Genomic DNA, 23,434 nt, shown 5'->3' on the forward strand with positions numbered 1-23,434 from the left:
AACCCATAACCCGGGAGCAACTTGGGAGCGCGAAGCGTTACCATCAGTCTTGAGCTGACCGTGTGTTGGGAGCGCTTACGGCGCAAGTTTTGGCAAGGCGTCCGCGGGGTTTCTCAAGGGGCGGCTAGCCCCTTGAGCGCCTTCTTTTGTCCATTTCTTGGGCGAGCAAGAAATGGACTCGTGGGGCGCGGCGAAACGCGCCAGTGATTCTCAAGCGGCGAGGCCGCTTGATTCCCGTGCACGCGGCGAAACGCGCGAAAGCGGGCGCGACGCAACGCGCATTTCACCTGCCGAGCAGAACGGCGGAAGCAAGGGAAGCGCCCGCGCGCACACCCGATTCAAAATAGATCATTTCCAGTGTGCCGATCTGTCCAAAGACGCTGTCAACAGCATCTTCGTCCCCGGTCGTGCGCAGCTTTTCCAAAAGCATCCGCAGGAGGCTTTCGATCTCCTCCTCGCGCGGGAGCGGCCCAACCGCTTCGCAGCCGGTCAGAAGGAACAAGCTGATTTCAGAAAGGTCGGTGCGGTTCAAAATTTTGTCCATTTTTTGCCCTCCGTGCTACATATTTGTTTCTTTCATCTCGCATTATGGCACAAATATGTTTCTTTGTCAATGCTACATTTGCGTTTCATGCTATGATCTGAGAGCAGAGGGGGAATTTTATGGAGTGTTTCGAACGTCTTCGCGCGCTGCGCGAAGACAGTGACAAAACGCAGGAAGATGTGGCAAACTATCTTGGCATCAAACGGCAGATGTATCGCCGCTACGAAACCGGAGAGGTGGACCTTCCGATGCGGCATGTGAAAAATCTGGTCCTGCTGTACCAAACCACAGCCGATTACATTCTTGGCCTCTCCGACGAAAGGAATCCATATAATGGAAAAAGAAAATAGCTGGCTCGCCCGCACCGGGCTGCTCGTCGGCGCGCAGGGCCTTGAAAAGCTCGCCGCCGCGCGGGTCGCCGTCGTCGGGCTGGGCGGGGTCGGCTCGGCGGCGATGGAGGCGCTCTGCCGCACCGGGGTCGGCCACCTGCTGCTCGTCGACCACGACACAGTCGATCTCACAAACCTCAACCGTCAGCTCGTCGCCACCCGCGACGTGGTCGGCCTGCCCAAAGCGCAGGCCGCCGAAAAACGGCTGCGCGCCATCAACCCGGACGGCGACTTCACCTTCGCCGCCCAGTTTTACCTGCCCGAAAACAGCGCCTTCCTCTTCGACTGGCAGCCCGATTATGTGGTGGACGCGATCGACACGGTCACCGCCAAACTTCATCTCGCGCAGGAATGCGCCGCGCGCGGGGTGCCGCTCGTCTCCTGCCTGGGCACCGGCAACCGTCTCGACCCCGGCAAGCTCTGCATCGGCGACCTTGCTGAAACAGCCAACGGCTGCGGCTGCGGGCTTGCGCGGGTCATGCGCCGCGAGCTGCGAAAGCGCGGGATCACCAGCCTCACCGTCTGCTATTCGCGCGAGCAGCCGCTGGCCGTGGTCGCGCCCGGAGACAACAACGGCCGGCATCCGCCCGGCAGCATCGCTTTTGTGCCTCCGGTGGCGGGATACCTCATCGCGGCGCATGTCGCGCGGGCGCTGCTGCAAATTTAGCCGAAAACGCAGAAGCGGCCTGCCCCATAAAGGGACAGGCCGCTTTCCATTTCTGTGTGACCCCGCCATATCGATGCCCCGCCGGCTGCAAACCCCGTCTTATGACAAGGTGGGTACGTCCGCTCCACAGGTTCCTGCTCCCTTCGTCCCGTTGCCGGGGAGGTCTGCAATCCGCTGCGGAATATGGACTCCCGTTATACAGTTATCGGAGTATAAAGGGCGAAGCTGTCGTGTACAGCAGGGAGTGGCAGTTTTTTAAGAGGGCTCCTCGTCCTCGGTGAAGTCAAACTGATCTTCCAGACGCTCCATAAAGATTGCGGCGATTTCATCGAACTCGGCTTCGTCCTCAATCGCTTCCAGGAACTCTTCGTCCCCTTCATAGACCGATTTGAGAATCACCAGTTCCCCATCGTCCTGCAGTTCCGCGTCCGGATCGTCATAAGTGGCCACCAGCGCCACATACCGATCGTCGTCATGCTCCAGCGTATCCACAATCTGAAACTCATGCTCCTGACCGTCGTCATCGACCAGAGTCAACAGATCGTCCCCGAAATCCTGCGCCATATCATTGTGCTCCTTTTCACAGGCAATATGCCCTTTTGATGAGAAAAGCGTTCTTTACAGTATTATGATAATGCATCCCCGGCAAAATGTCAATCGATCTGGATCTTTATATGTTTTGTATGTATTTTCTGTAAATTGTTTAATTTTACTATTGACATTTTACAACGATTTGCATATAATAAAAACACAGAAGGAGAGATCCAGAAGAAAAGAAATTGACAGGAAAGGCGGTGGTTCCAATGTACGATGAAAATCACAGTTTCTCATTTGTATCGAGGGACTGTGCGCCGGTAAAACTGTTTTAGGCTGGAACATTATTTCGGACGATCAGATCACAGTTTCTGCCACTATCAGCGCAAGCTGTATATTGACTCGTTGAACGGCATTTCTTGTAATGCGTTTCTTGTTTTGTCCAATATTGGGATTGATGCACGTGACAGGTGCAATAAAAACCGAAAGGAAGATGATCCATCACTCAGATGGTTAACATTCCAGGCAAGGCAAACAATCTGTGATCGCAGTCTCCAATCATAAAACGAATTTTTCGATTATTTCCGCAAAACAGGCCGAGCCGGGCGGCATCCCACATACGGCGTATCAGGTCGCGTGAAGGATCTGGGAAACCGGATGGATACAAATGAACCGACCAGCACAATCGAATAGATAGATGGGGCGGCGGCTCAAACGGTCACCGCTCCCCAGTTCTCTCAAAACCATGCAAAAGGACGGACAAAACACATTGGGCGTAAAGAAGCCCAAAGCTGTGACAGTTACCGCAGCGAATGTATTTTTGGCTGTCACCTGCAAGATGAGACAGAGTCCTGGTAAACCCGAAACCGATTCGTTCCTTGAAAATCCAAGCGGAGCAACGTCCAAATGCGTGCAACCGGAAAACCCTGGCGAGAAACCAACCGACCCATGTTTTATTGGCTACCCGAAAGCGTTGTCCAGGACAGATCTTTTTCAGTCATCCCTAAAAGCGAAAATTCCTTGTTACGTTTCTGGTAATTCCAAAAGCATAGCTCGTGAAATAGTTTTTATGGCAGGCCCAAAAGCAAAGTCCCAGGCAAACCAAAGCGCAAATTCCGGTAAAACCTTTAAAGCAATGACCAGGTAAATTTTCAATAGGCAAAACCAAATGCAACTGTTCTGGACAACGCTTCATCCTCTAATGGAAACCATGTCCAAAAAAGGATTTTATACCGCTGGAACAAAAGGGATTGAATCAACAACCAGTCCAATGAATTGATTATCAAGCGGCGCCGGTAAAAACCGGCGCCGCTTTCCATTTTCCCACGCGCGCCCGAATTTTCGCACAAAACGTAAACTTACTATGAATTAGCAATTGGAAGATTGATTTTGCAGGATTTTGTGGTAGAATATGAAAAGTAAATAGTGTGAAATAATTTGCCCTTTTTTTTGCACTATGTCTTTGATAGATGTGCGGGACATCCCGTAAAGGCTGCCCTTCCCGCCGTTTTATCCCGGGATTTTTACGCCCGCAAATTATGTATATCATACATGGAGGTAACAACCTATGAAAAAAATTGCCCTGCTTTTGTGCGCAGTGCTTGTGATGTCGGCCATGCTTTTTGGCTGCGGACGCGGCAATGACGCTGAACCTGTTTCCAGCGCCGCTTCCGATGCGGAAGGCAGTTCCGAAGCCACCACGATGCCCACCACCCCGGAGGAGATCGTCGCCCACAATGTGAAGATTGACGAATCCGAAATCACCCTGGTGCAGTTCAATACCCCGGCGGCCGGGACCAAGACTGCCACCATCAAAACCAGCATGGGTGATATCAAGATGGTCCTCTTCCCTGACGAAGCCCCCAAAGCGGTCGAAAACTTCCTCGCTCTGGCCGAAAAGGGCTATTACAACGGCATGAGCTTCTATGAAGTCCTTCCGAGCATCCGTATCGCCACCGGTGATCCCGATGCGAACGGCTCCGGCGGCGAGAGCGCTGACGGAGAACTGTTCAAAGACGAATACAGCCTGAACCTGTGGCACTTTAACGGTGCGGTCGCTATGGATAACGGCGGCGTGCCCGACGCCAACGGCAGCCGGTTCTACATTGTCCAGAACAGCTCGATCACTAACGAACTGGCCGAAGAGATGCTCGACGGCGGTTTCCCGGAGAAGGTTGTCGACAAGTACCTCAAGGCCGGCGGCGTCCCGAACTATGACTTTAAGGACACCGTTTTCGGACAGGTCATCGAAGGCAAGGACGTGGTTGAAAAGATCGCTGCCGTCGCCCGCGACGAGCAGAACAAGCCGTCCGAGGACGTGACCATCACCTCCATCGAAATCGGCACCGTCTGATTAGCAGAAAATCAAATCCCCGCGGACTTCCGCGGGGATTTTTTTGTCCAAAGGCAGCTCGGCAAAGAAGCGGCACGGGCAGAAAGCTTTGAGGGTAGGAAGAATCCCGCCCCGCTTTAAGCGCGGTTCGTGATGGTGTAGGATTGCAGGCTCCTTTGGCAGCCATTTTTTTCATAGAACGCCTCCGCGCCCGGCTGCGCACCAAAATAGAGCATGGTGGGGGTGCTCTCTTTGGCAAGTTGGAGCAGCCTGGTACCGATCCCGTGTTTTTGATACTCCGGCAGGACAAGCAGTTCGGTGATCGTTCCGAAAAAATAGCCGTCTGAAAGGATGCGCAGGCAGCCCACGAGCCGCTCCCCCTCGTTCGCCGTGATGTTCAGGGTTTTTGACAGCGCCGCCTGTGTTTTTTGCGCGTCATACTCCCCGGGCCATATCCGATTGACAAACGGAAGAAATTTTGCAGCATCCAGCTCCCGATCATTTACTTTATATTCCATGATTTTTACCTCCTCTTACGCGTTTCTCCTGATCGCTTCTTTTTCCCTCTATCATAGAGCATTTTCCTGCTCCGCGCAAGAACGCCAAAAGGGACCGGCCTGTTTTCACAGGCCGGCCCCTTTTATATTTTGTCAGCCAAACAGGATCTGCAGGAAGGTGCCGACCAGCGCCGCGGCAAATGGCAGCAGAAAGAGCAGAATCCCGATCCGCATTACATTGCGGCGGAAGCAAAATGACCGCAGGCTTGGGGCGCGCAGCGGCTTTCCCGACTCCTGCTCCGGCGGTTCCGTGTCCGGCTCCTGCCACGCGGCGTCCGGCCTCGCGAGATATGCCTCCATCAGGCCTCTCGCCTCCTCGAGCTGCGAAGTGTCCACATAGACCTGCTGTCCATAGGTCAGTGCGCCCATATAGCTGCGCAGGTAGCTTCCAGCGGGATGGTGGTCCCGCACAGCCGCCGGAATACCCGCGTCCTCGAGCAGCCCCAGCAGCATGCCCAGTTCCACATGGTCCGCAACGGTCGCCAGCAGGCAGGGCTGCGGGATCTCCAAAAGCGCCTTTGGGGGGAGGCCGGCGGGCGGAGCTTCCTCCACCAGCTTCGCACTGCAGTCGCCGCAGACGGTGAAACCCGCTCGGTATTCGGTTTTGCAGTTCGGACACCAGGGCATTCCATTCGCCTCCCGTATGCTTCATTTATCGCGTGAAACATTCCCTGTTCCATCTCCTCCGCCAAGCCGGCGGACTGTTATTTCTGATTGCGGTAGTAATTGATCAGACAGCCCGAGAGGATGATCTCGCGCTCGTCGTCGGTGAGCTGGCCCAGCGTCATGGAAAACGGCTTCACGCCGTCCTTCGTGAGCGCATAAGCTTTGATCTCATCCCATTTCTCCTCCACCGCGCGGCGGATGTTCGGGATAAAGATCGAATCGTATTTCGCAAAGACCGGGTCGCCGTCGATCAAAAACGGCAGCATGCCCCAGTTGATGAGGTTCGAACGGTAACGCTTGGTGGCGTATTCCTTTGCAATATTGGCCCAGCCGCCAAGCACCTTCTGGCAGGACGCCGCCTGTTCACGCGCCGAACCGTCGCCGGGCTTTACCGCATAGACAAGCGATCCTGAGCCGATCTTCGAGCTGTCAACATCTTTGAATCCCTCGATCGTCCGGATCACCCGGATCGGGCAGGTTGGAGAATTGTCATTGAAGGCATTGCCGGTCTCGAGGCGCAGCTTCTCCCATTTCTGGGACTCCTTGGCCTTTTCGACATAGGCCGGGTCCTTGCGCGAAAGGGTGAATTCCGCGAGCTTCATCGGGTTGGAGCGGTAGGAGGAGGTCTCGCCGGACGGGATCAGCTCGTCGGTCGTGGTGACCGGATCGGTGATGAAGGCCGCCACATCGAGGAAAAGATGCTCGGTGAGCGGGGACATCTCCGGCCAGTCGGCGATGTTCGGGCCGAATTTGAGCGGCAGCTCTGTCTGAGGCTTGCCCCATCCGTCGTAAACACGGTTTTTGTAGATTCCGGCGTCAAAGAAATATTTCGGCTTGCCAAAATTGCAGTCGAGGTCGGTTGCCGGGGTAAGCGCGCCGCCATTGCGGGCGGTCGCGGCAATCGAGCGCGCGTCCATCAGCGCCACCGACGCGATCTGCCCCGCGCCGGGCTTCGACCCCTCACGGTTCGGGAAATTGCGGGTGGAATGGCGGATCGAGAAGCCGTTGTTGGCCGGGACGTCGCCAGCGCCGAAGCAGGGGCCGCAGAAAGCGGTGCGGATGGTCGCGCCTGCCTGCATAAGTGTGGCGATCGCGCCGTTTTGAACAAGGCCCATCATGACCGGCTGGCTGGACGGGTAGACCGAGAGGGCAAATTCGTCCGCGCCAATCGAATGGCCGGTGAGGATATCGGCCGCGTCGCAGAGATTGTCGTAGGTACCGCCCGCGCAGCCTGCGATCACGCCCTGGTCGACCATGAGGCGGCCGTTCTTCACCTTGTCGCGCAGACTGAAGTTGATGCCGGGCGCGTCGAGCTGGAGATTGCCGGCCAATTCAACCTCATGCAGGATGTCATCAAGATTTGCGTTGAGCGTTTCGATCTCATAGGTGTTCGAGGGATGGAACGGCATGGCGATCATCGGTTTGATGGTCGAGAGGTCCACATAGACCACGCCGTCGTAATAGGCGCCGTCCTCCGGGGAAATTTCCTTGAACGCTTCCGGGCGGCCATGCAGCTCAAAATAGTCCTTTACCTGCCCGTCGGTCTTCCAGATGGAGGAAAGGCAGGTGGTCTCGGTGGTCATGACGTCGATGCCGATACGGTAATCGACGTTCAGGTTGGCCACGCCGTCGCCGATAAATTCCATGACCTTGTTCTTGACATAACCCTTTTTGAACACCGCGCCAATGATGGCGAGCGCCACATCCTGCGGGCCCACGCCGGGCTGGGGCTTTCCAGTAAGCCAGACCGCCACCACCTGCGGGCGGCTGATGTCGTAGGTGCGGCAGAGCAACTGTTTGACCAGTTCCGGGCCGCCCTCGCCGATCGCCATGGTGCCGAGCGCACCGTAACGGGTGTGGCTGTCCGATCCAAGGATCATTTTGCCGCCGCCGCTCATCATTTCACGCATATACTGGTGGATGACCGCCTGGTGCGGCGGGACAAAGATTCCGCCGTATTTCTTCGCGGCGGAAAGGCCGAACATGTGGTCGTCCTCGTTGATGGTGCCGCCGACCGCGCACAGGCTGTTGTGGCAGTTGGTGAGCACATATGGGAGCGGGAACTTCTCAAGGCCCGACGCGCGGGCGGTCTGGATGATGCCAACATAGGTGATGTCGTGGGACGCCATCGCATCGAACTTGATTTTGAGCGCGTCCATATTCCCACTTGTGTTGTGCGCTTCCAGGATCGAGTACGCCATGGTTTTGGCGGCCGCCGCGTTCTTATCGGCGGATTTTCCCGCCGCCTGCAGTGCGGCGGCGGCATGCGCATCGTCCGGGACCAGCTTGCCGCCGACCAGATACGCGCCGGTGTCGTACAATTTTATCATATAAAAACCTCCCAGTGTTTCATTTGCTCTTGGCTGGTCCTATTTTAGCACAGGAAAGCTTTCGATGCAATGATGCCGGACTGAATAAACCGCCTGCAAACCGGCCAAAACTACTGGAAACGAAAGGAATGGAGGCCGTGGGATGGATAAGGAACGGCAAAACAAATGGCGCAGCTTCCTGCTGGCATTCACGCTGACGCTGGTTCTGCTCTCCGCGATCATGATCGCAACGGTGATGGCGGTGCAGCCTTCGATGCCGCAGACCGACCGGACGCGCAGCGGCGACGAGTTCACCTTCCGGCCGCAGGCCGCCGATACGCTCACAATGGCAGTGATCGGGCTGGGAGCGGATGGGCCGGGGGAATTTCTACTGATCCGCTTCAATCCGCAGTACGGTCAGGTTCCGCTCACCCTGCTGCCGCCTGAAGCGATCGTAACGCTCGAAGGCGCGAATATGACTCTGCGCGAAGCCTACCAAAAAGGCGGCGGCAACACGGTGAAGGCTGCGCTTTCCGAGCGGCTTGGCGTGGCTGTGGACAAATATGCCGTCCTGAAGCGTGATGCTTTCATTCGCATCGCGGACACTGCGGGTTCGGTTGTCTATGAACTGCCCTATGATATCATCTATCAAAAGGACGGCTTCGATATCAATCTTGGCGCGGGTAAACGCCGGCTCGACGGGCAGGATATTGCGAACATGTTTGCCTACCCCGGTTATGAAAGCCCGCAGGAAAAAAGCAAGGTGCTTGGCGGACTGGTGGCGGAGATCGTCAATCAGAATCTCAGCGCGGCCGGAGAGGAAATTTCCTCTGGACTGTTCAAGCTCGCGGTCAACCTGATCGACACCGATATTACCTATGCCGACTACGAATACCGGCGCAGCGCAGCGGACTTCGTGGCCAAACTTGACACCCAGGTGGCCGGCAATCTGCCGCTGCAGGGTACCTTCCTGGAGGATGGCGTCAACTTTGAGCTTGCGGAAAAATATGTGCAACTGATCCGGCAGTATTTCCAGGCCGTTGGATGACGGCCTGGAAATCGATCGAAATTTCGGATTATGGAGGTTTTTGTTGGAAAAACCTGTTGACATTCCGCGCTGATCGTGATAGAATAAGTTCCGTCGCTATGAAGGTTTTTAGAATCTGCTGGTGTAGCTCAGTTGGTAGAGCAGCTGATTTGTAATCAGCAGGTCGGGGGTTCGAGTCCGTCCACCAGCTCCACCAACCCTGAAAACCCTGCATGCGCTTCAACTGAATATGGAGGAGTTCCCGAGTGGCCAAAGGGGGCAGACTGTAAATCTGTTGTCAGTGACTTCGATGGTTCGAATCCATCCTCCTCCACCAAAGAAACCTTGCAAGCTGATTGCCTGCAAGGTTTCTTTTATCAAATCTAAAAAAGATTTTCTTCCCGGTGAAAACGCCCGCTATCCGCGGGTGTTTTTTTGCGTAAAAAAAGCCACGCCTCAATGAAGGGGTGGCTTTCAACATTTTATGACGGCCTCTGACTGGGATTGTTAAAACTGGGAGGCGCTGCCTTTGTGTCACCAAAGTGGTTCGCGGGAGACGGGGAGGAAAGGTTGAAGTACAGGCGTGAATCTTCCGTAACCCCAAAGTCCCTGTTCGAGCCGGTATCCTGCACTTTGTTAAACGCCTCCCGAAACAACGCGTTATGCGCTTCTTCGCGGTTGAGCAGAAAATCAATGGTTTCCCGGACAAGTTTATCATTGATTTGGCGGTACAGATATTCATAGACAACCTTTGCGCGCTGCTCGGATGCGATATTGGAAAGCAGGTCCGCGCACAAGTCTCCTGTCACGGTAACATAGTCCGCTGTCCAGGAGTATCCTGACGCGTTGATCAGTCCCGGATTCAGCCCCAGCAAAACATGGGTCTCCACCTCACCCGCCGGTACACCGGCAGCTTCCACGTCATGCCCATTCAGCATATTGATCGTTGTCCCCACCATTTCCATATGGCTCAGTTCTTCAGCGGCAATATCCATGAACAGGTCTTTAATCGCTGGGTCCTTAATCCGAAAGCTCTGCGACATATACTGCATTGCCGATTTCAATTCCCCGTTAGCCCCGCCCAATTGTTCTTGCAAAAGCGCTGCATACTGCGGGTTTGCTTTTTCCACACGAACCGGATGGAACAATTGTTTTTCATGTTTATACATATGATAGCCTCCTTTATAGTGGTTGTTCTAAGTATTTACCAATTTTCCCATCACATGCATTGCCATATCGAAAAACCACGTCGTCGGGCGCAATCTCTGTTGGGCTGCGCATTCCTTGGCGTTGTAATCCGTCCCAAAGCCTGTTATAATGAAAACGAAATCGGTGACATTGCTTCTTGCCACGGCATCAGCCACCTTTCATTGCCGGCCGCACGGCATCTGGGATATTGGAGGCGCCATATGGACGAAATCATAGAGTTTTCCACAAGGGCGGATTTTAGAAACTGGCTGACCAGCAATTGCCTGTCAAGTCCCGGAGTATGGCTGTTATTCGGGAAGGCGTGCGGCCCCAAAACGTTGAAGGCAGGTGAAGCGCTTGAAGAAGCGCTCTGTTTTGGATGGATTGACGGGCAGATGCAGAGCATTGATGAAAAAAGCTATAAAAAGTATTTTTCCTTGCGGAGCAAAAACAGCAAGTGGTCAGAGAAAAACAAAGCTCTGGCAAAAAAACTGGAAGACCAGGGAAAAATGACCGACCATGGCCGGAAGAAAATCGCGGAAGCAAAAGAAAACGGCAGGTGGGACGCTCCAAAGCCGCCGGAGGTCACGGAGGAGCAGATAGCCTGTCTCGCAGCTTTATTGAACGGGCAGGAGCCCGCTTATACAAACTTCCTGGGGATGTCCCGATCTGTGAAAAAAACTTATACGCGGGCATATTTTGACGCCAAGACAGACGCTGGGCGCAGGAGCCGGCTGTCCTGGATGATTGACCGGCTCAACCAAAACTTAAAACCCATGTAACGAAAAGCGGGGCAGGCATCAACCTGCCCCGCTTTTATAATTATCCCTCCGGATCGGGGATCTCACCCCATCCGTCCGCGTCCTCACAGATGACGCAGGCGCTGGTTTCGCTGCCGTTTGTGAGAAGCATGCCCGGCGCGGCAACCAGTCGGAAAGACGGCACAAGTTCATACGGCTCCCCGTCCGCGAACTCCTCCGGCCGTGCGCCGGGTCCCAGATCGATGGTCCTGGTCGGCGTGGTCATCCGGTAGGTTTCAAAAATCTGCATTCCTGTTTCCCCCTTCAGGTGGTTCCGGTCCATACAACAGTCGCGTTGGAGGCGCCCCAAGGCGCGTTCGCAACTGCGTTTGGCGCGCGGTTGACCGTGATCCGTGTGATATTTGTGCATTCGGCAAAGCTGGTGGTGCGCATGGTTTGGATATTGGCGCCAATCGACATGGTTTTCAGCCCCAGGCACTTCCGGAACGAGCCGATTCCCACCGCGGTAACACTTTCCGGCAGCGCGCTCAAGGTGATGTTCGAACAATGCCAGAAGCTGTTGTCCTGAATCTCAACCACGCTGTCCGGCAGGCTGCTGATAGCAAGATTCCCACAATCATAAAAAGCGCTGTAAGAGATCTTAGTGATACCCGGGGGCAGTTCGGTCATGGCAGTTGTATGTTCGATCAGCTTGCGCATCTCTTCCCCGTCCCACGGGATGTTTGCGACGCCCTGCTGAAGCTGTGCAAAAGTCGCCGTCTCTCCCGTTTTGGAAACCGTACCGCCTTTGCCGGTGATGGCGGTTTCCACAAGCGCTTTCCCATCAACGACAGACCGAAAATTTTCTTCAATCGCCTGCTGCACATTCGCGGCGGCCATCCCCGCCACCGCCGCAATCGGGATTTCGCCCGCCGCGGGGGTCCAGTCAGATGGGCGCGCGCCCACCTCCTGCGCAGTCGGGGTCCAGCTTGCCGGACGCGCGCCGGCCTGCGCGGCGGTCACCCGGTGCGGATTTTCAAAGTCTCCCCCGTGCGCGTCAAGCGCGCCCTGTACCTGCGCGGCGGCATCCGAGGCCGCATTCGTCCCGCCAACCGTTTCGTTCAGCTTTCCGGCCAGCTCGAGCGGAGACGGCGTGCGTGTTATCCGATTGATCATCGAATTCCTCCTTTTCATGGATTTTCTTCATCCATACCGCTCAAAACAGAAAAAGTTCCGCTCTAGCGGAACTTTTTCTGTTCTCTCATTCAATTTTCCACTGCAATTGACAGCCGGAGTACATACTTGTCATAACCACGCACCGAAAGCTCGTCGAGCAGCGTGTCCTCATAGAAAAAGCCGCCTAACAAAAGCCCCTGCATATCCCCGTACTTGAGCATCCGCCGGTAGGTGTCAAAGACGTTGTCGTATCCGCTTGTATGATACGCAACCAGATATTTCCCCGGCGGACGGACATCATACGAAAGGCCGGACGGGCGTTCGTCCACCTGGGTGTAAAAATGGCTGTAACCCGCGCTGTCTCCCCGCCCGGCCGCTTCCCGTTCGATCAGGGACCCCATCGAATGCGCGCTGTAGATCCCATGTGACTCACAGTAACGGACATGCTCCGCCACCGAATATGCGATATCCCGCTCATCCATGAGCGGGCGCACCGGCGTCAGCACCAGGTACTGCTCCTCCTCCCAAGTTACGGCGATCGAAGAGAGATCCGCGCCGAGCACGCGCTCGGTGAGCGCGGCCTTCTGCCGGATCAGATTTTCGACGCGGGAAAGCGCGTCGATCTTCCCGCGCAGCTCCTGCGCCTTTTCGGTGAGCAGCGTCACGAGTTCCCGCGGGCTTCGGCGGTCGAGATAGGCTTTGATTTCAGAAAGCGGCATGTCCAGCTCCTTGAGTCCGGCGATCACCTGAAAAACTTCGAGCTGGGCCGGGGAATAATACCGGTATCCGTTTCCCCCGCGCACCGCCGGGCAAAAGATCCCCAGCGCATCGTAGTGAAACAGCGTGTGTTTGCTGACGCCGCAGAGATCGGCAAATTCCTGAGTTGTACAAAGAATTTGTAAATTTTCGTTCATAATTTACAATCCCCCTTGACTATCGGGTTACCCGATAGTTTATTATAAACTTCGCCGTCAAAGATTACAATAGGAGGACTTTAAAAATGAATCCCGCAATCGGCAGAGAATTCCACTTTGCCTCACTCCTGAAATTTGCATTCCCCAGCATCATCATGATGATCTTTATGTCGCTTTACACCATTGTGGACGGCATTTTCATCTCCCGCTTCGTGGGGACGGCCGCGCTGTCCGCCACCAACATCGTCTACCCGGTCATCAATGTGACCTATGCTTTTTCCATTATGCTTGCAACCGGGGGCAGCGCGATTGTCGCCCGCAAGCTCGGCGAGGGCAAGCCGGAAGAGGCCCGCCGGGACTTCTCTCTCATCACTCTGGCCACTGTGCTGATCGGCGTTTTGATCGCCCTGGCCGGCTGCCTTTTCATCGATCCGCTTTGCAGGATGCTTGGCGCGGATCAGGCGCTCATTGGTTACTGCCGGGATTATCTGCGCATCCTGCTCCTGTTTGCGCCGGCCTCGATGCTCCAGCTTCTGTTCCAGATCTTCTTTGTCACTGCCGGACGGCCGGGTTTGGGGCTTGGACTGACCATCGCAGCCGGACTTTCGAACGCCATACTCGACTATGTGCTGATCGTTCCGTGCGGCTTCGGAATCGCCGGCGCAGCGCTTGCCACAGCCGCCGGCTACCTCATTCCCGCCATCATTGGGCTTTTCTTCTTCTGCCGGCCAAGTCAGACGCTGCATTTCGGCCGTCCAAAGTTCAGCTGGGCCGTGCTTGCGGAAAGCTGTTTCAACGGCTCGTCTGAAATGGTCACCAACCTTTCAAACGCGATTATTACCTTCCTGTTCAACATCCTGATGCTCCATTACATTGGCGAGGACGGCGTAGCCGCAGTCACCATTGTGCTCTACGCCCAATTTCTGCTCACTGCACTCTATCTCGGTTTCTCGCTCGGGGTCGCGCCGGTCATCAGCTTCAACCACGGCAGTGAAAACAGCACGCAGCTCAAACGGCTCTACCGCATCTGCATCTCTTTCATCGCCGGCTCTTCGCTCGTTATTTTCCTGCTCTCACTCCTGCTCTCCAGAGGAATCGTCAGGATTTTTACCCCGGACGGGTCCCCGGTCTTCCCGATTGCGCTCGAGGGCTTCTGGCTCTTTTCCCTAAGCTTTCTCTTTTCGGGAATCAACATCTTTGCATCCGGCATGTTCACCGCGCTTTCCAACGGCCGGATCTCCGCCGTCATATCCTTCCTGCGCACCTTCGGGTTTATCCTGCTCGGCCTGTTATTCCTGCCCAAAATGCTCGCGGTCACCGGGATCTGGCTGGCCGTTCCGTTCGCGGAGCTTGCAACCCTGCTTTTTTCCGTAATTTTTATGTGGAAGATGCGTTCCAACTATCACTATGCCTGAAAAAACGAAGAACGGCCCGCGCCACGCGGGCCGTTCTTTTTTCATTTCGCAAGCTTTCGCAGCAGGTCCACAGCCGCTCCAATCTCCTCCTCGGTGTTCCAGCAGTGTACGCAAAGCCGCGCAACCCCTTCGATCCCATAAAGTTTCAGCACCCCTGGGCAGTGGAATCCGTGTCCCATCATTCCGACATTATGCCCGTTCAGATATTTTGCAATCTCTGAAAAATGGAACCCCGCCACATTAAACCCGGCCATTCCGGCGCGCAGGCTGGCGTCCTGGGGCCCGTAGACGGTAATCCCCGGGACTTCCAGCAGCTTTTGTACCAGGAATCCGGTAAGTGCGCGAATCCGTTCGGCCACGGCTCCAATCCCGCCGATCTCCCCAATATATTCCACCGCGCGGGAAAGCCCGAAGATCGCCGGGAAGTTTGGCTCCCCGCAGAAAAGCCGCTTAATGCCCGGTACCGAAGTGAAAGTACCAGCCTCGTAGTCCCAGGTGCCGTTGTTCCAGGCGGCAAATTCCGGCTCGAGCGTTTCGAGCATAGTCTCCCGCACATAGAGGAACCCCGACCCGGCCGGGCCGCGCAGGTATTTGCGGCCGCTCGCCGTGAGAAAGTCGCATCCAATCTCGGTTACGTCTACTGGAAGCGCGCCCACTGTGTTCGCCGCGTCGAGCAGATACGGGACCCCGCGCGACCGGGCGATCCGGCCGACTTCTACGGCGGGTTGCAGGATGCCGATGTTGTTCGCCATATGGGTCAGGCAGATGAGCTTCGTATTCCGGTTGACCAGCGCGTCGAGCTTCTCAAGGTTGATCACGCCTGGCTTTTCGGCAGGCGCGAAGCGTACTTCGGCGCCGCGGCGCTCGGCCAGCCGCAGCCAGGGTGCCACGTTGCTGACAAAGCTCATTTCATCCACGACGATGTTGTCACCCCGCCCGGCAGGCAGGCTCGCCGCAACCAACGCAATCGCCTGTGACCCATTCGCGGTGAACGCGATCTCCTGCGGATGCGCGCCGATGAGTGCCGCCACATTTTCATTCGCGCGGGCTACCCGTTTGCGGCAGAAGTCCTGCGCCGGGGCGCTGGTCGCGCCGCTGCGCATCACCATGTCAAAATAATCCATCACCGCCTCCACCACCTGCCTGGGCGGTACCGAAGTGGAAACATGGTTCAGATAGATGTTATCGCAGGGCGTATCCGCCCGCAGTTTTGCAAGGTCAAGCATCGTGATTTCCCCCTTCGCTTCAGCGGGCAATCCGCGTGATCAGGAGCTGTTCCTCCATGAAGAGGATATCTTTCTTGAGTTGTTCGTGCGCGGTATACAGCTCGTGCCGCTCGAGCGCCTTGACAATAAGATCGTGCCCTGTCTCACGCGCCTCCCGACCCGGCGCGATGACGGCTTTCTGCACCGTATAAAGCTGCGCATAGGCCCGCGCGCAGGTCGCGTATGCCTGCTCGAGCACCTTATAAATCTGCACGTTTCCCGAATAGCGGTTGAGGGTCAGATGAAACCGGATGTTGTTGTCCCATGCGCGCCAGACGTCCTTATCAGGGGCATAGCGTTTTTCGCTGACCAGCCGCAGCTCCCGGATTTTCTCTTCATCGAGGTTTTTGAGCACATTCGGCAGGCTGTCCAGCTCCAGAAAGAGACGCATTTCGGTAAGGTCACGGATATTTTTGGCGCTGATCTGCACCACCTGGTAACCGCAGCGCGGGATGCTGCGCAGCGCCCCCTCCGCACAAAGCTGCACGAGCGATTCACGTACGGGCGATTTGCTCACCCCACACCATTCGATCACCTGCCGCTCAGTGAAAAGCGTGTCAGGAGTAAGCTGTCCGGAGCAAATCATTTCGACAATCTGATGATAGACCTGGTCTTTGAGGGAGACGTTCTGTTTTTCTATTTCCAACTGGTGGCAACCCCTTTCCGGATGTTCTGCTTTCATCATATAAAATTCTTTTGATATTATCAATAGGCAACGAAACATTTCTATAAATAGATCATATTGCACATATTTTATTCGTATAATTTCACATATCTTATCATTTACAATAAAATCTATTGACACTTTTGCTTGTTGAATATTATCATTGATATTATCAGTAGAGGTTGGATTTTACATAGGAGGTTGCATCCATGCGTACGACGGCGAATTGGGAACCCTATGTGTCAATCATGCAAAAAAAGATGGTCTCTGCGCTCGGCTGCACCGAACCGGTTGCCGTTGCGCTCTGCACAGCGCGCGCACGCGCGCTGCTCGGCGAAGCGGTCCCTCTCGAACGGATCGAGATTTCGGTCAGCAAGAGCATCCTCAAAAACGCGATGGGCGTCACCATCCCGGGCACCAACCTGTGCGGCGTCAATTACGCCGCTGCGCTCGGCGCCACCGGCGGAAACTACAAAAGAAACCTCCAGGTGCTCGAAAGCTGCACCCCGCAGGACCTTGAAGACACGCTTACCCTTGTAAAAGCGGGCCAGGTTTCTGTGAGCCTCGACCGGGATGCGCCGCCCGTCTACGTGAAGGCCGCCGCGTACGGCGGAGGACACTGCGGGACTGCCGTCATTGCGGGCGAGCATGACCGGTTTGTTCAGCTCATCCGGGACGGCGAAGTCTTCCTGAATCTTCCGGTCGAACACGGCGCGGACGAAGAAAAGGAGCGCGAAGCGGTTCTCCGGGATCTGAGCTTCCGGGGCGTCTACAGTTTTGCAACCACCGCGCCGCTCTCCTGCTTCGATCTGGTCGTCCGTTCAATCCTCCTGAACCGCAGGATTTCGGACGACGGACTCGTCCATGACTACGGGCTGCATCTCGGCAAGCTTCTGAAAGAGCAGCTTGCCGATGGCACGCCTGCACAAAATCTTGAGGAACGCGCACTGATGCGCACCTCAGCCGCGATCGACGCGCGCATGTCCGGCTCTCCACTGGCCGTCATGGCCAATTCCGGCAGCGGCAACCAGGGCATCACCGCCACCATCCCGGTCTACTCGGTCGCCTGTGACATTGGCGCGGACGACGAAAAGACCATCCGTGCGGTCACTCTTTCGCACATGACCGCCATCTACATTAAACAGCACCTGAGCAGTCTTTCCTCCCTGTGCGGCGCAATTGTCGCCGCGATCGGCGCGGGCTGCGGGATCGTCTATCTGCTCGGGGGGGATTTTGACGCGATTGAACGCACCGTTGTCAACATGATCGCCGCCATCACCGGTATGATCTGCGACGGCGCGAAGGCAAGCTGCTCCTTAAAGGTCGCCGCCGCCCTGCAATGCTGTTTCAATGCGGTGAATCTCGCGATGAGCGGCATCCGCGTGACCAGCATCCAGGGCATCACCGGCGAAACTGCCGAGGAGACGATCGATAATCTCGGCCGGCTTAACCTCTATGGGATGGAGCAGACCGACGATGTGATCCTGGACATCATGCTCGAAAAACAGCTGGAACAGACTTCCAAATGAGATAAAGGAGGATATCTACTATGCAGAAGCGCCCGAACCACACGCCGAGCTACCGTCTGGCGGCCGACATCGGCGGCACTTTTACCGACATCGTGCTGGTTGACGACACAACCGGCGAATTCCGTTCCACCAAAGTCCTCACCACCCCGCATCTGCTGACCGAAGGTATTATGCGTGGTTTCGACAGCATTCTGGACGGCGATTACAGCCATGTCACCAATATCGTCCACGGCACCACCGCCGGTCTCAACGCCGTCATCGAAAAGACCGGTGCCCGCTGCGCGCTCGTCACCACCAAAGGCTTTCGGGATGTCTACGAAATCGGCCGCGGCAACCGTCCCGAGATGTATAATTGCCGTTATAAAAAACCCAAGCCGCTTGTCCCGCGCAAGGACATCTTCGAAATCGGTGAGCGGATCAAGGCGGACGGCACCGTCCTCTCCCCAGCTTCAGAACCCGAACTCGCGCAGCTTGCGCAGAAAATCCGGGCGGGCGGCTACGAATCGGTGGCCATCTGCCTGCTCAACAGCTACGTGAACCCGGAAAACGAACGGATCACCGCGGATTATCTCAAGGCGCAGCTCGACCCGGAGGTGGTCGTGATCACCTCTTACGAGACAGCCCCCGAGTGCCGTGAATACGAGCGCACCAGCACCACCGTGCTGAACGCCTATATCGCGCCCAAGACCCGCAACCATCTGCTCGCCCTTTCGGCCGAGCTTCATAAGCGCAACTTTACCGGACACTTACATATCATGCAGTCGTCCGGCGGTATCATGAAGGCCGAGGTCGCAACCACCCGCGCCATCCAGACGCTCATGTCCGGGCCGGTCGGCGGAGCGATCGGTGCGTCGGCCTACAACCGCAAAAATTTTATCGGCATTGACATGGGCGGCACCAGCTTTGATGTAAGTATGGTGGTGGACGGCAAGATCGAAACCACCGTCGAATCCACCGTCGAGGGTTTTCCGCTTCTCACCCCGACCGTCAATATCTCCTCGATCGGCGCGGGTGGCGGCAGCATCGCCTGGAATGAGGCGGGCGGCATGCGCATCGGCCCGCGCAGCGCGGGCGCGCGGCCCGGCCCGGCCTGCTACGGCCAAGGCGGCACCGAACCCACCATCACCGACGCAAACCTCGCGCTCGGCAGGATGGACCCCGAAAACTTTCTGAGCGGTCGCATGACGCTCGACATCGCGGCGGCCGAAAAGGCGCTCTCCGATTACGGAGCGCAATACGGGCTCGACCAGTACACCGCCGCCGAAGGCATCTGCACCATCGCCAACCACATGATGGCCGACGCCATCCGAGAAATCACCGTCCGCCGCGGCATCGACCCGCGCGACTTCACCCTCCTTTCGTTCGGCGGCGCGGGTCCGATGCACGCCTGCCTCATCGCGGAAGAGCTCGACATCGGCGAAGTGATCGTCCCGCTCGTGCCGGGCGCGTTCTCCGCGTGGGGGATGCTGCAGGCCGATGTGCGGCACGATTCGGTGCGCACCCTGATGCGCGACACCCGCAAGCTCACGCAGGTGCAGCTGGAGGGCTTTTTCGTGGACCTGCGCGGGGAACTCGGCGACCTGCTCAGGATGGAGGGCATCGCCTCCGGCGCGGCCCGGTTCGAGCGCTCGTTTGACATGCGCTACCTGGGCCAGGAATATACCATCACCGTCCCGGTGCCGGATGACGGCGACTTTTTAGGCGAAGCGGTCGAAGCGTTCCACGCGGCGCACATGCGCCTTTATGGACACGCCAGCGTAAACGAGGGTGTGGAGCTTGTGAACGTCCGGCTGGCGGCGGGGGTCGCCGCAAAGAAAACCCCGCTGCCCGCCCTTCCCTGCGACGCGCACGGCGCGCCGCCCGTCCTCAAGACCGCGAAAGGCGTGTTCGGCGGCAGGGAGTGGAACCTTGACATCTACCACCGCGATGGGATGCGTCCCGGTCACCGGCTTTGCGGCCCGGCGGTCGTGGTGGAGCTCACCTCCACCACTGTGGTCCCGCCCGACTGGACCTGTGAAATCGACGAAAACCAGAGCCTTGTGCTGAAAAAAGCCCGGGCGTGAAGAAAGGGAGGGAACGCATATGCGAGCGAACGAAAAAGTCAACCCGGTGGTTGTGGAAATCATCCGCAACGCCCTCAATTCTGCTGCGCAGGAGATGAACGCCAGCCTTTTCCGCAGCGCCTACAGCCCGGTCATTTATGAGATGAAGGACTGCAGCGTCGGCATCTTCACCAAGGACGCCGAGCTGATGGGCCAGTCGGCGGGGCTTCCGATCTTTCTCGGGAACCTGGGCATCTGCATCGAGATCGTCACCAAACAGATCGGCCTTGACGCCTACAATCCGGGCGACGTGTTCATCATGAACGATTCCTATTTGCAGGGCGCGCATCTGTCGGACATCACGATCATCGCGCCGATGTTCCACCAGGACGAACTGGTCGGCTTCTCCGCGACCCGCGCCGCCATGTCCGACGTGGGCAATAAGAACGCCATGGGCAGCAACGACTGCACCGAAATCTATGAGGAAGGGGTGCGTATCCCGCCCATCCGCATCGTGGAGAAGGGGGTGCTGCGCGAGGACCTGCTGGAACTCTTAGCGCTGAACAGCCGCTTCCACCACCTCTACAAAGGCGACATCATGGCGCAGATCGCCGCCTGCAACACCGGCGAAAAGCGCTTCTGCGAAATCCTCGACCGGTTCGGGCTCGAAACGGTCGAAGCCGCGGTGCAGGAGATCTTCCGCCAGGCCGAGACGCTCGACCGCCAGGCGGTCGCAGCGCTGCCGGACGGCGTTTACCACGCCGAAGGCTGTCTCGATAACGACGGCGTGGTCGACACGCCGGTCCCGGTCTGCGTGACCGTCAAGATCGAAGGCGAACGCATGACCATCGACCTGACCGGCTCCTCCCCGCGCCGCAAGGGCTCGACCAACTGCGGCGCCGCGCAGGCGATCTCCGCCTGCCGCGTGGCCTACAAAGAGCTCATCAATTCCGAAAGCAGCGTCTGCGGCGGCAACTTCCGCAATCTGGACGTCATCCTGCCGCCCCAGTCGATCTTCACCGCCGAGGAGCCGACCGCCTGTTCGTGGTACTTCTCCCCGCTCGGCCTGCTCATCGACCTGGTGATGAAGGCGCTCGCGCCGGTCATGCCCGACAAGGTTGCCGCCGCGCACTACGGCGACTCGATGGTCATGACCCTCACCGGCATCGACCCCAAAACCGGCAAGCTCTTCGGCAGCGTCGAAGCGACGGCCGGCGGCTGGGGCGCGTTTGACGGAGACGACGGCGAAAGCTGCCTCATCAACGTCGTAAACGGCGACTTCAAGAACCTGCCGATCGAATTCATCGAGCACAAGTACCCCTACCGCCTGCTGCGCTACGAGATCCGGGAGGATTCGGAGGGCGCGGGCCAATACCGCGGCGGCTTCGGCGTGCGGCGCGACTACCTGACCGAAGCGGACGAGAGCTACATCCGCATGTGGTTCGAGCGCTCGAAAACGCCCGCGTGGGGCCTCTTCGGCGGCAAGGACGCGGCTCCGCCGCTGCTCACGCTGAACCCCGGCACCGACCACGAGGAGAAGTACCGCAAGATCAACCGCAAGCTGCTTCCGAAGGGCACGGTCATCCGCGCCGAAACCGGCGGCGGGGGCGGTTATGGCGACCCGGCCGCACGCGACCCCGAAATGGTCCGCGCCGACGTGGAAAGCGGCTACATCACCCCGCAGCGCGCGAAAGAGGTCTATGGCGTCACCCTGTAACCGGGCGACTGAAAACGAATAAACCCCAACGCCATCCCAAAAGGAGGAACGTCTTCATGAAAAAGCGAAATCAGCGAATCCTGGCAGCCATTCTCTGCCTGGCTCTTGCCCTTACGGCGCTGGCCGGATGCGGCACCTATAACCAGGATGTCCGTCCGCAGTCTTCCGCGCCCGCCGCGGATCAGCCGGCCGCTTCGGGCGATGCAAGCGCTCCCGCAGAGCCAAAGACCACACTCAAATCCGAGCCTGCCGGACAGCGCACCATCACCTACGCGGTCTTTAACGAGCCGAGCACCATCGACCCGGCGAGCGGTTCGACCGGCGAGATTCTGAAGGTCGTGCGCAGCTGTTACGAGCCGCTCGCCAAGGAGAAGCTCGGCACCGTCGAGATCGAACCCGGTCTCGCGGAGAGCTGGGAGACCTCCGACGACCAGAAGACCTGGACTTTCCATCTGCGGGAAGGCGTCAAATTCCACGACGGCACCGACTTCACCGCCGACGATGTAAAGGCCACCATCGAGCGGGTCAAGACCATGGGACTGGGCGGCGCAAGCCTGGTTTCGGACATCGACACGGTCGAAGCGGTCGATCCCATGACCGTCAAGATCACCCTGAACACCCCGAACGTCTATTTCCTCTACCGGCTGGCGAAGGTGCCCATCGTCTCCGCCGACGCGATTGCGGCGCATGAAAAGGACGGCGACCAGGCCAGCGAGTGGCTCGCGCGCAATACCGCGGGCACCGGCCCCTTCCAGCTTTCGGAATCCGACTGGGTTTCGGGTGAATATCTGCAGATGAAACGCTTCCCTGACTACTGGGGCGGCTTCGCGGAGAATAAATTCGATTTTGCCCGTCTCATTTTCACCAACGACGCAACCGTTCAGATGCAGATGCTCGAACGCGGCGAAATCGACAAACACGGCGCCCAGATCATCGACGCGGTCGATCGTCTGGAAGCCAACCCAAACCTCGAAGTGCTCACCGGTCCCGGCCTCGAAACCCACATCATCACCCTCAACTGCCAAAAACACCCGCTTGATAACCGGGATTTCCGCACCGCGCTCTCCTACGCGCTCGACTATACGGCGATCCAGCGGGACATCTTCGGCGGTTACAGCGAAACCCCGCGCGGGTTCCTTCCGCGCAGCTTTGAAGGCTTCAACGAAGCGATTCCCGAGCAGGAATACAACATGGACAAAGCGAAGGAATACCTCGAGAAATCCGGCGTCGACCCGGCGTCGGTCACCCTTTCGATCCATCTGAACAAGGGCCGCGACCCGGCCAAATCGACCGCTTTGCTGCTGCAGGATTCGTTGCGCCAGCTCGGCATCAAGCTCGAAATCCTCGATGTTCAGTGGGCCGCGCTCGCGGAGGAATTCACTTCCGCCGAAACCGCGCCGCACATGAGTATCCTCGAGATGGGAGCCTTCACCGGCGACCCGATCTACTTTTTGGAGACCTGCTTCCACAGCAAGAATATCGGCGCCCCGTATAACTGGTCGTTCTATAAAAACGAGGAGTTCGACAAGCTTCTGGACGAAGCAAAGACCATCTCGGACGCGGATAAGCGCACCGAACTGATGGCCAAAGCACAGCAGATTCTGGTGGACGACGCCCCGGCAATCTATTACGCCTGCCCGTCCAAGCTCGAAGTCATCTCCAAACGGGTTGGGGACTATGTCCTGCATCCGCTTGATTACTATAACTTCATCAACTTTTACGCGGTTTCCTATGCTGGCGGCTGACGCCGCCAGCCGGC

22 protein-coding genes, 2 tRNA genes and 1 other RNA gene are annotated in these 23,434 nt (G+C 57.3%); 13 read left to right on the forward strand and 12 right to left on the reverse strand.

The window, feature by feature from the left end:
- Positions 1–283: 283 nt before the first annotated feature.
- Positions 284–544 (reverse strand): hypothetical protein, encoded by a 261-nt coding sequence (locus tag DWV16_RS05635; RefSeq protein WP_066452734.1) that lies wholly within the window; start codon positions 542–544, stop codon positions 284–286.
- Between the two features lie 119 nt (positions 545–663).
- Here DWV16_RS05635 and DWV16_RS05640 point away from each other — a divergent pair, with 119 nt between their 5' ends.
- Both DWV16_RS05640 and DWV16_RS05645 read left to right on the forward strand, forming a co-directional pair.
- The gene (locus DWV16_RS05640) at positions 664–894 is read left to right on the forward strand and encodes a helix-turn-helix domain-containing protein (protein ID WP_066452732.1); all 231 of its coding nucleotides are present in this window, start codon (positions 664–666) and stop codon (positions 892–894) included.
- Positions 848–1,600 (forward strand): tRNA threonylcarbamoyladenosine dehydratase, encoded by a 753-nt coding sequence (locus DWV16_RS05645; protein WP_341472901.1) that lies wholly within the window; start codon positions 848–850, stop codon positions 1,598–1,600. The genes DWV16_RS05640 and DWV16_RS05645 overlap by 47 nt, the downstream gene beginning before the upstream one ends.
- Before the next feature lie 55 nt (positions 1,601–1,655).
- Here DWV16_RS05645 and ssrS read toward each other — a convergent pair.
- Positions 1,656–1,847: non-coding RNA, 6S RNA (gene ssrS / locus DWV16_RS05650), on the reverse strand.
- 8 nt (positions 1,848–1,855) lie between these two features.
- Positions 1,856–2,164 (reverse strand): DUF1292 domain-containing protein, encoded by a 309-nt coding sequence (locus DWV16_RS05655; protein WP_066452730.1) that lies wholly within the window; start codon positions 2,162–2,164, stop codon positions 1,856–1,858.
- A 763-nt stretch (positions 2,165–2,927) separates the two neighbouring features.
- Between DWV16_RS05655 and DWV16_RS18830 the strand changes: the two genes are divergently transcribed.
- Together DWV16_RS18830 and DWV16_RS05660 are read left to right on the forward strand one after the other, a co-directional pair.
- Positions 2,928–3,281: a hypothetical protein gene (locus DWV16_RS18830; RefSeq protein WP_147349430.1), complete on the forward strand. Its 354-nt coding sequence runs from the start codon at positions 2,928–2,930 to the stop codon at positions 3,279–3,281.
- A gap of 420 nt (positions 3,282–3,701) precedes the next feature.
- Positions 3,702–4,487: a peptidylprolyl isomerase gene (locus tag DWV16_RS05660; protein WP_199719767.1), complete on the forward strand. Its 786-nt coding sequence runs from the start codon at positions 3,702–3,704 to the stop codon at positions 4,485–4,487.
- A 116-nt stretch (positions 4,488–4,603) separates the two neighbouring features.
- Here the strand turns inward: DWV16_RS05660 and DWV16_RS05665 are convergent, their stop codons facing one another.
- The 3 genes from DWV16_RS05665 to DWV16_RS05675 all read right to left on the reverse strand — a co-directional run bounded on the left by DWV16_RS05665 (position 4,604) and on the right by DWV16_RS05675 (position 8,019).
- Complete coding sequence (locus DWV16_RS05665) at positions 4,604–4,984, reverse strand: GNAT family N-acetyltransferase (protein ID WP_187116753.1); 381 nt, start codon at positions 4,982–4,984, stop codon at positions 4,604–4,606.
- 132 nt (positions 4,985–5,116) lie between these two features.
- Entirely contained in the window at positions 5,117–5,650 is a 534-nt protein-coding gene (locus tag DWV16_RS05670; RefSeq protein ID WP_118478115.1) for a putative signal transducing protein, read from the reverse strand.
- 77 nt (positions 5,651–5,727) lie between these two features.
- The gene (locus tag DWV16_RS05675; protein ID WP_118478117.1) at positions 5,728–8,019 is read right to left on the reverse strand and encodes a hydratase; all 2,292 of its coding nucleotides are present in this window, start codon (positions 8,017–8,019) and stop codon (positions 5,728–5,730) included.
- Between the two features lie 142 nt (positions 8,020–8,161).
- Between DWV16_RS05675 and DWV16_RS05680 the strand changes: the two genes are divergently transcribed.
- The 3 genes from DWV16_RS05680 to DWV16_RS05690 all read left to right on the forward strand — a co-directional run bounded on the left by DWV16_RS05680 (position 8,162) and on the right by DWV16_RS05690 (position 9,362).
- Positions 8,162–9,046, forward strand: coding sequence for an LCP family protein (locus tag DWV16_RS05680; protein WP_066452718.1), 885 nt, complete (start codon positions 8,162–8,164; stop codon positions 9,044–9,046).
- A gap of 117 nt (positions 9,047–9,163) precedes the next feature.
- Positions 9,164–9,239 (forward strand) — tRNA-Thr (locus DWV16_RS05685).
- A 38-nt stretch (positions 9,240–9,277) separates the two neighbouring features.
- Positions 9,278–9,362, forward strand: a tRNA-Tyr gene (locus DWV16_RS05690).
- A gap of 145 nt (positions 9,363–9,507) precedes the next feature.
- Here DWV16_RS05690 and DWV16_RS05695 read toward each other — a convergent pair.
- Positions 9,508–10,194, reverse strand: a complete 687-nt coding sequence (locus DWV16_RS05695) for a manganese catalase family protein (RefSeq protein ID WP_118478119.1) — start codon at positions 10,192–10,194, stop codon at positions 9,508–9,510.
- Between DWV16_RS05695 and DWV16_RS05700 the strand changes: the two genes are divergently transcribed.
- Positions 10,183–10,995 carry a YdeI/OmpD-associated family protein gene (locus DWV16_RS05700; RefSeq protein WP_341472902.1) on the forward strand — a complete coding sequence of 271 codons (813 nt, stop codon included), beginning with the start codon at positions 10,183–10,185 and terminating at the stop codon, positions 10,993–10,995. The genes DWV16_RS05695 and DWV16_RS05700 overlap by 12 nt on opposite strands.
- Before the next feature lie 40 nt (positions 10,996–11,035).
- Here the strand turns inward: DWV16_RS05700 and DWV16_RS05705 are convergent, their stop codons facing one another.
- From DWV16_RS05705 to DWV16_RS05715, 3 genes are all read right to left on the reverse strand, one after another.
- Positions 11,036–11,263: a hypothetical protein gene (locus DWV16_RS05705; protein WP_066455124.1), complete on the reverse strand. Its 228-nt coding sequence runs from the start codon at positions 11,261–11,263 to the stop codon at positions 11,036–11,038.
- A gap of 14 nt (positions 11,264–11,277) precedes the next feature.
- Positions 11,278–12,129, reverse strand: coding sequence for a leucine-rich repeat domain-containing protein (locus DWV16_RS05710; RefSeq protein WP_118478123.1), 852 nt, complete (start codon positions 12,127–12,129; stop codon positions 11,278–11,280).
- A gap of 89 nt (positions 12,130–12,218) precedes the next feature.
- Positions 12,219–13,043, reverse strand: a complete 825-nt coding sequence (locus tag DWV16_RS05715; RefSeq protein WP_118478125.1) for a MerR family transcriptional regulator — start codon at positions 13,041–13,043, stop codon at positions 12,219–12,221.
- A gap of 86 nt (positions 13,044–13,129) precedes the next feature.
- Between DWV16_RS05715 and DWV16_RS05720 the strand changes: the two genes are divergently transcribed.
- Positions 13,130–14,458, forward strand: a complete 1,329-nt coding sequence (locus DWV16_RS05720) for an MATE family efflux transporter (protein WP_066455134.1) — start codon at positions 13,130–13,132, stop codon at positions 14,456–14,458.
- A 41-nt stretch (positions 14,459–14,499) separates the two neighbouring features.
- On the opposite strand, the gene DWV16_RS05725 is transcribed toward DWV16_RS05720, so the two are convergent.
- Together DWV16_RS05725 and DWV16_RS05730 are read right to left on the reverse strand one after the other, a co-directional pair.
- Positions 14,500–15,684, reverse strand: a complete 1,185-nt coding sequence (locus tag DWV16_RS05725) for an aminotransferase class V-fold PLP-dependent enzyme (RefSeq protein WP_118478127.1) — start codon at positions 15,682–15,684, stop codon at positions 14,500–14,502.
- Between the two features lie 19 nt (positions 15,685–15,703).
- Positions 15,704–16,369, reverse strand: coding sequence for a GntR family transcriptional regulator (locus tag DWV16_RS05730; protein WP_066460217.1), 666 nt, complete (start codon positions 16,367–16,369; stop codon positions 15,704–15,706).
- 227 nt (positions 16,370–16,596) lie between these two features.
- Here DWV16_RS05730 and DWV16_RS05735 point away from each other — a divergent pair, with 227 nt between their 5' ends.
- From DWV16_RS05735 to DWV16_RS05750, 4 genes are read left to right on the forward strand one after another with little or no spacing between them, the layout of a single operon-like run.
- Positions 16,597–17,916 carry a serine dehydratase subunit alpha family protein gene (locus DWV16_RS05735; protein WP_066455137.1) on the forward strand — a complete coding sequence of 440 codons (1,320 nt, stop codon included), beginning with the start codon at positions 16,597–16,599 and terminating at the stop codon, positions 17,914–17,916.
- 20 nt (positions 17,917–17,936) lie between these two features.
- On the forward strand, positions 17,937–19,979 hold the full coding sequence (locus tag DWV16_RS05740; RefSeq protein ID WP_118478131.1) for a hydantoinase/oxoprolinase family protein: 2,043 nt from the start codon (positions 17,937–17,939) through the stop codon (positions 19,977–19,979).
- 19 nt (positions 19,980–19,998) lie between these two features.
- Entirely contained in the window at positions 19,999–21,675 is a 1,677-nt protein-coding gene (locus DWV16_RS05745; protein WP_118478133.1) for a hydantoinase B/oxoprolinase family protein, read from the forward strand.
- Positions 21,676–21,731: 56 nt separating this feature from the next.
- Positions 21,732–23,420 carry an ABC transporter substrate-binding protein gene (locus DWV16_RS05750; protein WP_118478135.1) on the forward strand — a complete coding sequence of 563 codons (1,689 nt, stop codon included), beginning with the start codon at positions 21,732–21,734 and terminating at the stop codon, positions 23,418–23,420.
- Positions 23,421–23,434 lie beyond the last annotated feature (14 nt).

The organism is Anaerotruncus sp. AF02-27 (assembly GCF_003465835.1).
GTDB lineage: Bacteria > Bacillota > Clostridia > Oscillospirales > Ruminococcaceae > Anaerotruncus > Anaerotruncus rubiinfantis.

What these genes read in the sequence shown, in the direction of transcription:
- DWV16_RS05635 (WP_066452734.1), bottom strand. Translation starts at nt 544, where the DNA reads ATGGACAAAATTTTGAACCGCACCGACCTTTCTGAAATCAGCTTGTTC.
- DWV16_RS05640 (WP_066452732.1), top strand. Translation starts at nt 664, where the DNA reads ATGGAGTGTTTCGAACGTCTTCGCGCGCTGCGCGAAGACAGTGACAAA.
- DWV16_RS05655 (WP_066452730.1), bottom strand. Translation starts at nt 2,164, where the DNA reads ATGGCGCAGGATTTCGGGGACGATCTGTTGACTCTGGTCGATGACGAC.
- DWV16_RS05660 (WP_199719767.1), top strand. Translation starts at nt 3,702, where the DNA reads ATGAAAAAAATTGCCCTGCTTTTGTGCGCAGTGCTTGTGATGTCGGCC.
- DWV16_RS05665 (WP_187116753.1), bottom strand. Translation starts at nt 4,984, where the DNA reads ATGGAATATAAAGTAAATGATCGGGAGCTGGATGCTGCAAAATTTCTT.
- DWV16_RS05670 (WP_118478115.1), bottom strand. Translation starts at nt 5,650, where the DNA reads ATGCCCTGGTGTCCGAACTGCAAAACCGAATACCGAGCGGGTTTCACC.
- DWV16_RS05675 (WP_118478117.1), bottom strand. Translation starts at nt 8,019, where the DNA reads ATGATAAAATTGTACGACACCGGCGCGTATCTGGTCGGCGGCAAGCTG.
- DWV16_RS05680 (WP_066452718.1), top strand. Translation starts at nt 8,162, where the DNA reads ATGGATAAGGAACGGCAAAACAAATGGCGCAGCTTCCTGCTGGCATTC.
- DWV16_RS05700 (WP_341472902.1), top strand. Translation starts at nt 10,183, where the DNA reads ATGTTTATACATATGATAGCCTCCTTTATAGTGGTTGTTCTAAGTATT.
- DWV16_RS05695 (WP_118478119.1), bottom strand. Translation starts at nt 10,194, where the DNA reads ATGTATAAACATGAAAAACAATTGTTCCATCCGGTTCGTGTGGAAAAA.
- DWV16_RS05705 (WP_066455124.1), bottom strand. Translation starts at nt 11,263, where the DNA reads ATGCAGATTTTTGAAACCTACCGGATGACCACGCCGACCAGGACCATC.
- DWV16_RS05710 (WP_118478123.1), bottom strand. Translation starts at nt 12,129, where the DNA reads ATGATCAATCGGATAACACGCACGCCGTCTCCGCTCGAGCTGGCCGGA.
- DWV16_RS05715 (WP_118478125.1), bottom strand. Translation starts at nt 13,043, where the DNA reads ATGAACGAAAATTTACAAATTCTTTGTACAACTCAGGAATTTGCCGAT.
- DWV16_RS05720 (WP_066455134.1), top strand. Translation starts at nt 13,130, where the DNA reads ATGAATCCCGCAATCGGCAGAGAATTCCACTTTGCCTCACTCCTGAAA.
- DWV16_RS05725 (WP_118478127.1), bottom strand. Translation starts at nt 15,684, where the DNA reads ATGCTTGACCTTGCAAAACTGCGGGCGGATACGCCCTGCGATAACATC.
- DWV16_RS05735 (WP_066455137.1), top strand. Translation starts at nt 16,597, where the DNA reads ATGCGTACGACGGCGAATTGGGAACCCTATGTGTCAATCATGCAAAAA.
- DWV16_RS05740 (WP_118478131.1), top strand. Translation starts at nt 17,937, where the DNA reads ATGCAGAAGCGCCCGAACCACACGCCGAGCTACCGTCTGGCGGCCGAC.
- DWV16_RS05745 (WP_118478133.1), top strand. Translation starts at nt 19,999, where the DNA reads ATGCGAGCGAACGAAAAAGTCAACCCGGTGGTTGTGGAAATCATCCGC.
- DWV16_RS05750 (WP_118478135.1), top strand. Translation starts at nt 21,732, where the DNA reads ATGAAAAAGCGAAATCAGCGAATCCTGGCAGCCATTCTCTGCCTGGCT.